Origin of the sequence: Actinosynnema sp. NPDC059335, assembly GCF_042752395.1 — a bacterium.
GTDB lineage: Bacteria > Actinomycetota > Actinomycetes > Mycobacteriales > Pseudonocardiaceae > Actinosynnema.
The window spans coordinates 2,263-14,645 of the sequence record NZ_JBHYXZ010000191.1 but is presented as its reverse complement, the minus strand read 5'-3'; the positions used below and the strand labels follow the sequence as shown (position 1 = coordinate 14,645).

Genomic DNA, 12,383 nt, shown 5'->3' with positions numbered 1-12,383 from the left:
GTTCCGGGGTGCACCCGGAACGGCCGGATCGCCGTGTTGGGGGAAGGGCGATGAGGTGCCCGGCCGGACTCTTGGGGGGAGGGGAGTCCGGCCGGGACTTGTCAGGCGGCCAGTTTGGGGGGCGGTGGCCGCCTAAGCCCTCATCGCAGGCACGGGTACCCCTGTTACCGCCGTTCAATCAGGTACTCCGATAACGGCTGGGTGACGGGGGTGGAGGCCGGTCTCGGACGATCATGCCGAGGACTGTCCACATCGGTCCGGCCGACGCTCCCACCAGCGGGAATGATCTCCGCACTTGTGCGGAGACCGGCCGGCGGAGGACGGCGAAAGGTAACCCACAGGAGTGAGAGGGGCAGCGCCGCGGCCCGGGGCCGGACAGGATGCGGAAACGTGAGTTCAACACCGATCTACGACGAGTTGGCGGCCACCTACCTCGCCGACCTCATCCCCGACCCCGGCGACCCCGCCGAGCCGGACCACCCGGTCGCGGACGGGACGCCCACCACCACACCGTCGCCGCCGCCCCGAGGACGGCCGGAGGTCTGAACCACCTCCGATCTTGACACCGCCTCGCGCACCGGAGTAGGACCGATCACAGTCCGTAGAGGTCGCCTACCCCGAAGGGTGGAGCGGGATGCGTGGACGAGCGCTGCTCCTGGCAGCGGTCCTGGTCGTGACCGGCGCGTGCAACGCAGAGCAGACCGAAATCCCAGACCAGGTGACACTGACCTGGTGGGATCACTTCACCCACTCCCCCATGGCCGACCAGGCGGTGGACAGCCTCCTCGCCCGCTACGGGCAGGAACACCCCGGCGTGCGGATCGAGCGCACCTCCCTGTCCCGCCCCGAGTTCCGGGCCAAGCTCGCCGAGGCGGTCGCGTCCGGCGTCTTCCCCGACATCGCCGCCGTGGACGCCACCGACCTGCCCCGGCTGGCCGAGGCCGACGCCGTGGCCGACCTCACCGACCGGTTCGAGCGGTGGGGCCTCGCCGGCGACTTCCTCCCGGCGGTGCGCGAGAGCGTGACCCACGACGGCCGGGTCCGCGGCGTGCCGCTGCGCAGCACCACCACCGCGCTCGTCTACAACCGCGAGCACTTCCAGGCCGCCGGGATCGCGTCGCCGCCGACCACGTGGGAGGGCTTGCGGACCACCGCCAAGGCCCTGACCTCGACCGACCGGGCGGGCCTGTGCTTCGGCGGGAAGGACGACGACCTCACCACGACGTTCCTGCCCCTGCTGTGGCAGGCGGGCGGTGACGTGACCGGCATCGACGAGCAGCCCTCCCTCGACGCCCTCGCGCACCTGGACGCGCTGGTGAACACCGACCGCAGCGCCCCGGCGGAGGTCCTCGGCTGGACCGACGCCGACGCGCGGCAGCGGTTCGCGGAGGGGCGCTGCGCGATGGTGGTCACCGGGCCGGACGCGGTCCCGCAGCTCAACCAGGCGGGGCTGGACTGGGCCGCGGCGGCCCTGCCCGACGGCGCGGCGGGACCGGCGGGGCAGCTCGGCGGCGAGACCTGGGTGGTCGGCCGCGCGGGGCAGGTCGACCGGGCGTGGGACGTGCTGACGTGGCTGGCCGAGCACCCGGACAACGCCACCGAGTTCGGCGGCGGCCTCGGCGCGCTGCCCAACCGCACCGGCACGGTGGACGCCCTGGCCTGGCAGTGGGACCCGAACGTGCCAGGCTTCACCGCCCAACTGCGGTCCGCCCGGACGCCCACCGCCTACGGGGCGCAGTACCCGGACGTCTCCCGCGCCCTCGCCACCATGGCTTCGCGGGTGCTCACCGGTGAGCGAACACCCGACCGGGCGGCCGCGGACGCCCGCGCGGAGATCGACCGGCTGCTGCGCTGACCCTGGGCACGGCGGCACGCGGGAACGGGCAAGGCCGCCGCGCCGACAGGAGCCCGGGCCGCACGCCGGCCCCGCCGCCGGGGAAGGTCGGGCACCGAACGAGACCGGGCGCACTCGCACAGGCAGGCCCGCGCCACACGCGCACACCCGGCGGAACCGTGCCGCCGGACGACGGCCACGACCCGATCGGCCCAACGCGACACGCCCGTCCGGCCCAACGCGACCCGACACGCCCACCGGGCGTGGCACGGGCACGACTCGCCGGGTGGGCCGTAATGCCGGACCGTGTCGGGCGATGTGCCCTATAGGGCGAAGCCCGCGGCGTCGCGGGTGAGCCGAAAGGGGCCGGGTAACCAGCAGCCATGCGGATCGAGGCGGTCGTGAAGGCGCGACGGACCCGGAAGGACACCGACCGGCGGGCAGAGCCCGGAGCCGGCGAGCGGTCGTTCAGCCGGGCCCAGGCACTCGCGCTCGTCGTCGGCGTGCTCCAGGTCGTGCTCGCCTCCGTCCCGTTCCTGCCCATGGGCGACGGCGTCAACCACACCCTCTACGTGTGCACCGGCGTGGCCGGTGTCCTGCTCTCGTGGCGACACCGGCACGCGCGGCTCTACGGCGTCCTGCTGCTGGTGCTCTACGGCCAACTGTTCATCACCTACGCCGACGACACCGGCACCATGGGTCTGCCCACGTGGGAGACCCTGGCGTACGGCCGGGCCGCCCTCGCGGGCGTGGTGATCGCGCTGATCCCGGCGTTCAAGCGGCGGTAGTCGCCCGCGGTCATCGTGCCGTCCGGGTGGAAGCGCAGCTTGGGGTCCCCGCTGCGGGCGATCGACTCGAACATCGCGCGGTCGGACCGGGTGGTGGGCCGCCAGTACATGTGGGCCCCGTGCGTGACGCCCATGTCCATCGACATCATGGTGGCCACCGCGCGGTCGTACCGGCGCCTGCTCAGGCCCGCGCCGCCGGAGGCGCGGATGTCGAACACGTCGTGGTCGCCGGTCAGGGGCCGCAGCCGGCCGTCCCGGTCGAAACCGTGCACGACGCCGTCGCGCACCACGTACTCGCCGCGCCGGTCGAACCGGGCCATCTTCTCGCGCAACGCCTCGAACTCGACGCGCCGCTGGTCGTACCGGCGCAGCAGCCGGTCGTCGAGGTCGACGAGCGGTAACCGGGGCCGGAAGTAGCCGACGAGGCCCCGGTGGCGGGGCGCCGCGCCCAGGCGGACGTCGTCGTCGTCGATGGTCTTGGCCTTCACGGCCTCGGGTTTGGGCAGCGCGCCCCGGCGCAACCACGCCACCGCGTGCGGGTTCGTCGCCCGCACGTCGATGATGAGGTCCTGCTCGGCCGCCACCTGCTGGAACTTGCGGGCGTTCTCGGTCGGCATGCCGAAAACCGGCTCCACCGAGGCCAGGGGGAAGAGGTGATCAGTGCGCACGGCTACTAAAGGTCCGCCGAAATGGGCGTGCACCGGGCCGCCGGGTTCGGTTAGCTCGAAGAGTGACCCCTGATTCACTGATCGGACTGCTGGCCGAACCGGAGCGGTTGCGCGTGGCCGCCGCGCTGGTCCTGGGTGCGCGCACGACCGCCGACATCGTCGAGGCGACCGGGTTGGACGCTCGGCGGGTCGAGAACTCGTTGGGCCGGTTGCGGTCGGCCGGTCTCGTCGTGACCGACGGTTCCGGCTTGCGGCTGCGCGAGGAGCTGTTCAAGGAGGCCACCCGGGTCGAACAGGCGAACCGGGTCCCCGAAGACCCGTTCGTGCGAGATGGGCGGCTGGTGAAGCTGCCCGCGCAGCGCGGGCGCAGGCGGGCGGTGCTCGAACAGGTGAGCACCGCGTTCGAGCCGGGTAGACGGTACCCCGAGCGGGACGTGGTGGAGGTGCTGAGGCGGTGGTGCGACGGCGGCGAGGTGGACCACGTGACGGTGCGCCGCTACCTGGTGGACGAAGGGCTGCTCACCCGGGACGCCGGCGTGTACTGGCGGACCGGCGGCCCGGTGAGCGTCTGACCCCGGGGGTGGTCGGGTCGTCGGGTGGTCGGGCGGCCTAGCCGAACGTGTCGGGATCCGGACCGGTGCGCTCGCCCCGGTCCAGCCCGGCGATGCGGCCCAGGTCCTCGTCGTCCAGCTCGAAGTCGAACAGAGCGAAGTTCTCCGCGATCCGGCTGGGCGTCACCGACTTGGGGATCACGACGTTGCCGAGCTGGAGGTGCCAGCGCAGCACGACCTGCGCCGGGGTGCGCCCGTGCTTGGCCGCGACGTCGGTGATGACCGGGTCGGACAGCAACGCGCCCTGCGCCAGCGGGCTCCACGCCTCCGTCACGATGCCGTGCCGGGCGTGGAAGGCCCGCAGCTCGGCCTGCTGGAGCCGCGGGTGCAGCTCGACCTGGTTCACCGCGGGCACCGCGCCGGTGGCGTCGATGATCCGCTCCAGGTGCGCGGGCTGGAAGTTGGACACGCCGATCGCGCGGACCCGGCCGTCGGCGTGCAGCTTGCCCAGCGCGCGCCACGTGTCGACGTACCGGTCCTGCTTGGGCGCGGGCCAGTGCACCAGGTACAGGTCGACCCGGTCCAGGCCGAGCCGCTCGGCGCTCGCGTCGAACGCCCGCAGCGCCTCGTCGTAGCCCTGGTCGGAGTTCCAGAGCTTGGTCGTCACGAACACGTCGTCGCGCGGCAGCCCGGAGTCGGCGACCGCGCGGCCGACCGGCTCCTCGTTGCGGTAGGCGGCGGCGGTGTCGATGCTGCGGTAGCCGACCCGCAGCGCCTCCGCCACCGCGTCGTAGGTGTCCTCAATGGACACCTGGAAGACGCCGAAACCGAGCCGCGGCATGGTCACGCCGTTGTTCAGGGTGATGGTCCTCATGGGTTTCATGATGCCCCTTGTCAACACCTCCCACGGGTTGGAACGCGTTGACGTGCGTCGGGCCGCACTGGTCCGATCACACCGTGACGGCATTGCCCGAGGTGACCGGTGTCGGCCGGACGGACGTCGAGGTGACGGTCGTCATCCGCGTGTCCGCCCCGGGCACGCGGGTGGTGGACACGGCGGGGCGGCTGGCCGCGGCGCTGCGCTCGGCGCTGGACCTGCGCGACGCCGACGTGGTGGTGGACCTGCGGGACGCGGACGTGGTGGTCGACCTGCCCGCGCCGCGGACCGAGCCGGTGCTGCGGATCCTGGTCGACTCGCGGCGCGTGCTGCACCGGGGCGTGCCGGTGCAGCTCACGAGGCTGGAGTTCGACCTGCTGCACCACCTGTGCACGCACCCGCACCGGGTGCACCGGCGGGCCTCGCTGATGTCGACCGTGTGGGGCACGCGGACCGTCGTGGACACCCGGACGGTGGACGTGCACGTGCGCCGCATCCGGCACAAGCTGGGCGACGCGGCGTCGATCATCACCACCGTGCGGGGCGTCGGCTACCGGCTGGACCACGCGGGCGAGGTCGTCGTGGAGCGGGACGCGCCGGCCTCCTGAACGCCGGCCTCCTGGACGCCGGCCTCCGGAACGGGGTCAGCCGACCAGGGCGACCCGGCGCTCCACGTCGGCCGGCAGCCTGCGCCGGTGGCGCAGCACGGCGGGCAGCCTGCGGACGGCCGCGCCCAGCGCCGCGCCCGCGTCCCGGTCGCCCACCGCCTGCCGGAGCAGCGCCGCCGTCTGCCCGAGCACCACGCCGACCGGACGGCGCAGCCAGGTCGTCAGCAGCTCGTTGCGCATCTCCACCCGCCGCCGCCACGCCGACGGCGGCCGGAACGACGACGGCCGGTGGTGGGCCACGACGTCGTCCACGTAGCAGCACGCCCAGCCCGCGGCGGCCAGGTCCCAGGAGAACAGCCGCTCCTCCCCCGGCCAGAACAGCACCGGGTGGAACCCGCCCGCGGCGAGGAACGCCGACCGCCGCACGATCGCCCCGCAGCACACGAAACCCAGCACGGACGGTCCGGGCAGGTCGTCGTCGCGCCCCAGCGCCGAGCGGGCCATCTCCTCGCACACCGGGTCCAACCGGCCGAACGGCTCCACGATCGTGCGGGCCGCGACCAGGCCCAGCCGCGGGTGCCGCGCGAACAGCTCCTCGGCCCGAGGCAGCGACCCCGGCGCCCACCACGAGTCGTCGTCGCTGAACGCGACGTACGGGGTGGTCGCGCGCCGAACGCCGTGGTTGCGCGCCAACGCGCCCTCGTTGTGCCTCAGGGCCAGCACCTCGACCCCGGCGAACTCCCGCCGCACGCGCGCCACCGTGTCGTCGGACGACCCGTTGTCGACCACGATGACCGGCACGTCCAGCTCCCGGAGCCGGGTGAGCGTCCGCGCGAGGTCGTCCGCGCGGTCACGGGTCGCTATCACCACGGTCGTCTGGGACACCACGGGGTACTACCCCGGGAACCGGCGGTTACTCCTCGGCTCCACGGGTAGGCCACCCCCATGGGATTCGAACGGGTGGTGGTGACGGGCGGCGCCGGGTTCCTCGGCTCGCACGTGTGCGAGGCGCTGCTCAGGCGCGGCGCGCGGGTGGTCTGCGTGGACGACTTCCGCACCGGGTCGCCGGACAACCTGCCGGACGACCCCCGGTTGGGCGTGGTGGTGGACGACGTCTCCAAGCCGATCGACCTCTTGGGCGACGTGGACCTGGTGATGCACCTGGCCTGCCCCGCGTCCCCGGTCGACTACCTGCGGATGCCCGTCGACACGCTCAAGACCGGCGGCTTCGGCACGCTGCACGCGTTGGAGCTGGCGCGGCGCAAGGGCGCGCGGATCGTCATCGCGTCGACCAGCGAGGTGTACGGCGACCCGTTGGAGCACCCTCAGCGCGAGACCTACTGGGGGAACGTCAACCCGATCGGCCCGCGCAGCGTCTACGACGAGGCCAAGCGCTTCGGCGAGGCGATGACCTGCGCGTTCCGCCGCGAGTACGGCGTCGACACGGGCATCGTGCGGATCTTCAACACCTACGGCGCGCGGATGCGCCCGCACGACGGCCGGATGATCCCCACGTTCCTCCGGCAGGCCCGCGCCGGCGAACCGCTGACCGTGCACGGCGACGGCTCCCAGACCCGTTCGCTGTGCCACGTGGACGACCTGGTGCGCGGGCTGCTGTCGATGGCGGAGAGCGACCACCCCGGTCCGGTGAACCTCGGCAACCCGGAGGAGATCACCGTGCTGGAGGTGGCCCGGAAGGTCATCGAGTTCACCGGCAGCGACTCCCCCGTCGAGCACGTCGACGCGATGACCGACGACCCGCGTCGTCGCCGCCCGGACATCTCGCTGGCGCGCGAGGTGCTGGGCTGGCAGCCGGAGATCGGCTTGGCCGAGGGGCTGCGGCGCTCGTTTGACCGGGAACTCGTCGGGTAGTCGGACCACGTCGGTCCGTCCGCGACCGTCCACTCGGGAGGGCGGTCCACTCAGGAGCAGGAGCGAAAGGGGAACGCCGTGCGCGTGCTCGGAATCAACGCGGTCTTCCACGACCCCGCCGCCGCCCTCGTGGTGGACGGCCGGGTGGTGGCCGCCGCGGAGGAGGAACGCTTCTCCCGCCGCAAGCACGGCAAGCGGCCGGTGCCGTTCTCCGCGTGGGAACAGCCCGAGCAGGCCGCGCGCTGGTGCCTGGAGCACGCCGGGCTGACGCCCGCCGACCTGGACGCCGTGGCCTACTCCTACGACCCGGACCTGGTCGAGCCCAACGACGTGCCGTGGGAGGACCTGCGCACCGAGTACGCCCGCCGCGCGCCGTACTTCCTGGCCACCGCGCTGCCGGGGCTGGACCCGGCCATCGTGCGGTTCGTACCGCACCACGTCGCGCACGCCGCGTCGACCGGCCTGGCCGCGCCGTTCGGCGGCGACTGCGCCGTGCTGGTCAACGACGGCCGCGGCGAGTGCCGGTCGCACCTGGCGGGCAGCTACCGCGACCACAGGCTGGAGACGCTGGCCGCGCAGCACCTGCCGCACTCCCTGGGCCTGCTCTACGAGGATCTGACCGAGCACCTGGGCTTCCTGCGCTCCAGCGACGAGTACAAGGTGATGGCGCTGGCCTCCTACGCCGAGCCCAAGCACCTGGACCTGCTGCGCGAGCACGTCCGCGCGACCGAGGACGGCGGGTTCCACATCACGCCGCTGGACTGGGCGACGCTGGCCAAGCGCCGCGGCCCGGACGACGAGGTGACGCGCGAGCACGCCGAGCTGGCGGCCAGCGTGCAGGTCCGGGTCGAGGAGGTGCTGCTGGACCTGGTGCGGTGGCTGCACGAGCGGACCGGGCAGAAGCGGCTGACCATGGCGGGCGGCGTGGCGCTCAACTGCGTGGCGAACACCCGGATCTTCGCCGAGGGGCCGTTCGAGGAGGTGTGGGTGCAGCCGGCCGCCGGTGACGCGGGGACCGCGCTGGGCGCGGCGTTGCAGGTGGTGGCGGACGCCGGCGAACCGGCCGCCGCGATGCCGGGCGCGGATTTGGGCCGGTCCTGGACGGACGCGGAGATCGAGGACCACCTGCGCACCGCGAAGGTGCCGTACGAGGAGCCGGACGACGTGGCCGTCGCGGTGGCCGAGGCGTTGGCCGACGACCAGGTGGTGGCCTGGTTCCAGGGTCGCAGCGAGTACGGGCCGCGGGCGCTGGGCCGCCGGTCGCTGCTCGCGCACCCCGGCCGGGCGGAGAACCTGGCCCGGCTCAACGAGGTGAAGGGGCGCGAGCAGTTCCGGCCGATCGCGCCGATGGTGCTGGCCGACCGCGCGGCCGAGCTGTTCGAGCGGGGACCGCTGCCCAGCCCCTACATGCTCTTCGTGCACGACGTGCAGCCGGAGTGGCGCGACCGCATCCCGGCGGTCGTGCACGTGGACGGCACGGCGCGCGTGCAGACCGTGGACGCGGCCACCGAGCCGCTGATGGCGCGGGTGATCCGCGAGTTCGACCGGCGCACCGGCGTGCCCGTGGTGGTGAACACGAGCCTGAACACGGCCGGGCGGCCGATGGTGGACGACCCGCGCGACGCGCTGGAGTGCTTCGGCTCGGCGCCGGTGGACCTGCTGGCCATCGGCCGGTTCGTGGTGCGGCGGCCGCGATGAGCGTCGACTACGCGGTCGTGATCCCCACCGTCGGGCGGGACAGCCTGCGCGTCGTGCTCGACGCGCTGGAGCACGGCGACGGCCCGCCGCCGCGCGAGGTGATCGTGGTGGACGACCGGCCCGACCCCGGCCCGCTGCCGCCGACGCACTCGGCGCGCGTGCTGCGCACCGGCGGTCGCGGCCCCGCCGCCGCGCGCAACGCCGGGTGGCGTGCGGCGTGCTGCGAGTGGATCGCGTTCCTGGACGACGACGTGGTGCCGCCGCGCGACTGGAAGCAGCGGCTGACCGCCGACCTGGCCCGGCTGGGGCTGGACGTGGGCGCGTCGCAGGGCCGGATCACCGTGCCGCTGCCCGCCGACCGCCGGCCGACCGACTGGGAGCGCGGCACGGCCGGGTTGGCGGACGCGCGGTGGATCACCGCGGACATGGCCTACCGGCGGGCGGCGCTCGTGCACGCGGGCGGGTTCGACGAGCGGTTCCCGCGCGCGTACCGGGAGGACGCCGAGCTGGCGCTGCGCGTGCAGGCCCGCGGGTACCGGATCGTCAGGGGCGACCGCGTGACCACGCACCCGGTGCGCGAGGCGGGGTTCTTCGCGAGCCTGCGACAGCAGCGCGGCAACGCCGACGACGCGTTGGCGCGGCGGCTGCTCGGGCCGCGGTGGCGTGAGCTGATGGGCGGCGCGCCCGGTCGGCTGCGGTGGCACGCGGCCACCACGGCGTCCGGGGCCGCCGCGGTCCTGTGCGGGTTCCTGGGGTGGCGGAAGGCGGCGTGGGCGTTCGGCGGCGCGTGGGCGGGGCTCACCGGGTGGTTCGCCGCGCAGCGCATCGCACCCGGACCGCGCACCCGCGACGAGGTGGCGAGGATGGTCGTCACCAGCGTCGCCATCCCGCCCGCCGCGTGCTGGCACCGGCTGCGGGGCGAGGTGCGGCACCGGGGCGTGCCGGTCGCGGGCCGGACCCGCCGGGTGGTGCCGGTGGCGGACGCACTGGACCGGCTGCGCACGACCGCGCGGGAGACCGGGAAGGCGTGGGAGGCGGCGAAGGCGCCGGCGGCCGGCGCGGCACGCCGGACCGGGGAGCCGCGCCAGGCCGAGCCGGCTCCCGGCGCCGGGAAGGCGCGCGGGACCGCGGGACAGCAGCGGGCGGGGAACGCCTCGGCGGCCGGGAAGGCGCGCGGGAACGGCAGGGCGCGGGAGGTCGGCCCCGGTTCCGGATCGGCGCGGGACACCGGGTCGGGCTCCGGGAGGGCGCAGCGGTGAGGATCCTCGTGCTGCGCGCGCTCGGCCTCGGCGACCTGCTGACGGCCGTGCCCGCGCTGCGCGGGTTGCGCCGGGCGCACCCCGACGCGGAGATCACCCTGGCCGCGCCCGGCTGGCTCGCCGACGCCGTGGACCGGATCGACGCGGTGGACCGGCTGCTGCCCACCGAGGGACTCGTGCCGCTCGACTGCGACTCGCCGGACCTCGCGGTCAACCTGCACGGGAAGGGGCCGCAGAGCACGACCCTGCTGCGCGCGACCCGCCCGGCACGGCTGATCACCCACGGCGCGCACGTGCCGTGGCCCGCGCACCAGCACGAGGTGCTGCGGTGGTGCCGGCTGCTGGCGCAGTTCGGCATCGCCTGCGACCCGGACGACCTGCACCTGCCGCCCCGGCCCCGCAACGGCGCGATCGTCGTGCACCCCGGCGCGAGCCACGGCGCGCGGCGGTGGCCCGCGGACCGGTTCGCCGAGGTGGTGCGCGCGTTGGGCCCGAACGTCGTGGTGACCGGCAGCCCCGCCGAGGCGCCCCTGGTGCGCGAGGTCACCGAGGGCCGCACGCGCATCGGCGACCTGGCCGGACTGCTGGACCTCGTGGCCGGCGCACGACTCGTCATCTGCGGTGACACCGGCGTGGCGCACGTCGCCACCGCCTACCGCACGCCGTCCGTGGTGTTGTTCGGCCCCGTGTCCCCCGCCGAGTGGGGACCGCGGTCGGGGCCGCACCGGGTGCTGTGGCGCGGCAGGACCGGCGACACGTTCGCCGACCGGCCCGACCCGGGGCTGCTCGACATCACCGCGGCCGAGGTGCTGGACGCCGCGCGAACACTACTGGGAGGTGGACCGTGGCCAGGATCGGCGTCATCGGAGCGGGCTATGTCGGTCTGACGACCGCGGCGTGCTTCGCCCGGCTCGGGCACGCCGTGGTGTGCGCGGACGTGGACGAGGCGAAGGTCGCGGCGCTGGGCCGGGCCGAGATCGGCGCGCACGAACCGGGGTTGGGCGAGCTGGTCGCGGAGGGGTTGCGCGACGGGCGGCTGCGGTTCGTGCTCGGCAACGCGGAGGCGCTGTCCGATGTGGACTTCGTGTTCCTGTGCGTGCCGACGCCGACCGGCGAGGACGGGGCGGCCGACCTCGCCGCGGTGCACGCGGTGCTGCGCGAGGCGCGCGACGCGGTCCGGCCCGGCTGCGTGCTCGTGATCAAGTCGACCGTGCCCGCCGGCACCGCGGAGCGGGTGGCCGAGCTGGTGGGCCGGCCCGACGTGCGGGTCGTGTCCAACCCGGAGTTCCTGCGCGAGGGCCACGCCGTGGACGACTTCCTGCGGCCCCAACGGGTCGTGGTCGGCTCCGAGACCGAGGACGTCGCACGCCGGGTGGTCGCGCTGTACGCGGGGACGGGCGCGCCGGCGCTGGTCACCGGCAGCGCGAGCGCGGAGCTGGTGAAGTACGCCAGCAACTGCTTCCTGGCCATGAAGCTGTCCTACGTCAACAGCCTCGCCGAGCTGTGCGAACGGGTCGGCGCGGACATCGGCGACGTGACCGAGGGCATGAAGCTGGACGACCGGATCGGGTCGGCGTTCCTGGAACCCGGACCGGGCTGGGGCGGCTCGTGCTTCCCCAAGGACACCAGGGCGCTGCTGTCCACGGCGGAGGACGCGCACGTCGACTTCCCGTTGCTGCGCGCGACCATCGGCACGAACGACCACCAGGCACGGCGGGTCGTCGGCCTGGTCCGCGAGGCGGTGGGCGGCGAGCTGGCGGGCGTCCGGCTCGGGCTGCTCGGGTTGACGTTCAAGGCGGGCACCGACGACCTGCGCGACTCCCCCGCCCTCGCGGTCGCCCGCCTGCTGGCCGAGGAGGGCGCGTGGCTGACCGGCTACGACCCGTGCGTCAGCCGGGACTGCGGCCCGGTCCGGGTGCTGGGCTCGGCCGAGGCGGTGGCGGACGGCGCGCGCGGCCTGGTGGTGCTGACCGAGTGGCCGGAGTTCGCCGAGCTGGACTGGCCGAACCTGGCGGCCGCGATGGCGGAGCCCGTCATCGTGGACACGCGCAACCTGCTGCCGGTCGAGAAGGTGGCCGAGGCGGGGTTCCGCCTGGTCTCCCTGGGACGTCCCGCGGCGAGGTAGGGGCCGGGGGGCCGCCGGGGCCGCCCCCCCCCCGGGCCCCGCGCGCGCCGTGCGGGGGGGGGCGCCCCCGAAAACGGCGGGGCCCCCCCGGGCGCCCCCCCCC

The 12,383-nt window shown here is 74.6% G+C and carries 13 protein-coding genes; 10 read left to right on the top strand and 3 right to left on the bottom strand.

All coding sequences use genetic code 11. From position 1 onward, the window contains the following. The first annotated feature begins 390 nt into the window (after window positions 1–390). From ACFXGA_RS35880 to ACFXGA_RS35870, 3 genes are all read left to right on the top strand, one after another. Window positions 391–546, top strand: a complete 156-nt coding sequence (locus ACFXGA_RS35880; protein ID WP_378096097.1) for a hypothetical protein — start codon at window positions 391–393, stop codon at window positions 544–546. A gap of 211 nt (window positions 547–757) precedes the next feature. After that, window positions 758–1,855 carry an ABC transporter substrate-binding protein gene (locus tag ACFXGA_RS35875; RefSeq protein WP_378096095.1) on the top strand — a complete coding sequence of 366 codons (1,098 nt, stop codon included), beginning with the start codon at window positions 758–760 and terminating at the stop codon, window positions 1,853–1,855. A 362-nt stretch (window positions 1,856–2,217) separates the two neighbouring features. Next, complete coding sequence (locus ACFXGA_RS35870; RefSeq protein ID WP_378096092.1) at window positions 2,218–2,622, top strand: hypothetical protein; 405 nt, start codon at window positions 2,218–2,220, stop codon at window positions 2,620–2,622. On the opposite strand, the gene ACFXGA_RS35865 is transcribed toward ACFXGA_RS35870, so the two are convergent. Further along, window positions 2,508–3,290, bottom strand: coding sequence for a hypothetical protein (locus ACFXGA_RS35865; RefSeq protein WP_378096089.1), 783 nt, complete (start codon window positions 3,288–3,290; stop codon window positions 2,508–2,510). The genes ACFXGA_RS35870 and ACFXGA_RS35865 overlap by 115 nt on opposite strands. A 62-nt stretch (window positions 3,291–3,352) precedes the next feature. Between ACFXGA_RS35865 and ACFXGA_RS35860 the strand changes: the two genes are divergently transcribed. After that, the gene (locus tag ACFXGA_RS35860) at window positions 3,353–3,862 is read left to right on the top strand and encodes a DUF2087 domain-containing protein (RefSeq protein WP_378096086.1); all 510 of its coding nucleotides are present in this window, start codon (window positions 3,353–3,355) and stop codon (window positions 3,860–3,862) included. Window positions 3,863–3,899: 37 nt separating this feature from the next. Here ACFXGA_RS35860 and ACFXGA_RS35855 read toward each other — a convergent pair whose 3' ends face one another. Next, a complete protein-coding gene (locus ACFXGA_RS35855) occupies window positions 3,900–4,724 on the bottom strand; it encodes an aldo/keto reductase (protein WP_378096083.1) in 825 nt (274 codons plus the stop codon). Window positions 4,725–4,798: 74 nt separating this feature from the next. Between ACFXGA_RS35855 and ACFXGA_RS35850 the strand changes: the two genes are divergently transcribed. Continuing rightward, a complete protein-coding gene (locus tag ACFXGA_RS35850; protein WP_378096080.1) occupies window positions 4,799–5,326 on the top strand; it encodes a winged helix-turn-helix domain-containing protein in 528 nt (175 codons plus the stop codon). A gap of 36 nt (window positions 5,327–5,362) precedes the next feature. On the opposite strand, the gene ACFXGA_RS35845 is transcribed toward ACFXGA_RS35850, so the two are convergent. After that, window positions 5,363–6,214: a glycosyltransferase family 2 protein gene (locus tag ACFXGA_RS35845; protein ID WP_378096077.1), complete on the bottom strand. Its 852-nt coding sequence runs from the start codon at window positions 6,212–6,214 to the stop codon at window positions 5,363–5,365. A 57-nt stretch (window positions 6,215–6,271) separates the two neighbouring features. Between ACFXGA_RS35845 and ACFXGA_RS35840 the strand changes: the two genes are divergently transcribed. The 5 genes from ACFXGA_RS35840 to ACFXGA_RS35820 all read left to right on the top strand — a co-directional run bounded on the left by ACFXGA_RS35840 (window position 6,272) and on the right by ACFXGA_RS35820 (window position 12,280). Next, complete coding sequence (locus ACFXGA_RS35840; protein WP_378096073.1) at window positions 6,272–7,198, top strand: UDP-glucuronic acid decarboxylase family protein; 927 nt, start codon at window positions 6,272–6,274, stop codon at window positions 7,196–7,198. Between the two features lie 78 nt (window positions 7,199–7,276). After that, window positions 7,277–8,896, top strand: a complete 1,620-nt coding sequence (locus ACFXGA_RS35835) for a carbamoyltransferase (RefSeq protein WP_378096070.1) — start codon at window positions 7,277–7,279, stop codon at window positions 8,894–8,896. Further along, window positions 8,893–10,155, top strand: coding sequence for a glycosyltransferase family 2 protein (locus ACFXGA_RS35830; RefSeq protein WP_378096067.1), 1,263 nt, complete (start codon window positions 8,893–8,895; stop codon window positions 10,153–10,155). The genes ACFXGA_RS35835 and ACFXGA_RS35830 overlap by 4 nt, the downstream gene beginning before the upstream one ends. Continuing rightward, a complete protein-coding gene (locus ACFXGA_RS35825; RefSeq protein WP_378096064.1) occupies window positions 10,152–11,042 on the top strand; it encodes a glycosyltransferase family 9 protein in 891 nt (296 codons plus the stop codon). The genes ACFXGA_RS35830 and ACFXGA_RS35825 overlap by 4 nt, the downstream gene beginning before the upstream one ends. Further along, window positions 11,000–12,280 carry a UDP-glucose dehydrogenase family protein gene (locus tag ACFXGA_RS35820; protein WP_378096061.1) on the top strand — a complete coding sequence of 427 codons (1,281 nt, stop codon included), beginning with the start codon at window positions 11,000–11,002 and terminating at the stop codon, window positions 12,278–12,280. Before ACFXGA_RS35825 ends, ACFXGA_RS35820 begins: the two co-directional genes overlap by 43 nt. The last annotated feature ends 103 nt before the right edge of the window (window positions 12,281–12,383 follow it).

Excerpts from the sequence above, each read along its gene's own strand:
- ACFXGA_RS35875 (WP_378096095.1), top strand. The coding sequence starts at position 758 with ATGGCCGACCAGGCGGTGGACAGCCTCCTCGCCCGCTACGGGCAGGAA.
- ACFXGA_RS35870 (WP_378096092.1), top strand. The coding sequence starts at position 2,218 with ATGCGGATCGAGGCGGTCGTGAAGGCGCGACGGACCCGGAAGGACACC.
- ACFXGA_RS35855 (WP_378096083.1), bottom strand. The coding sequence starts at position 4,724 with ATGAAACCCATGAGGACCATCACCCTGAACAACGGCGTGACCATGCCG.
- ACFXGA_RS35840 (WP_378096073.1), top strand. The coding sequence starts at position 6,272 with ATGGGATTCGAACGGGTGGTGGTGACGGGCGGCGCCGGGTTCCTCGGC.
- ACFXGA_RS35830 (WP_378096067.1), top strand. The coding sequence starts at position 8,893 with ATGAGCGTCGACTACGCGGTCGTGATCCCCACCGTCGGGCGGGACAGC.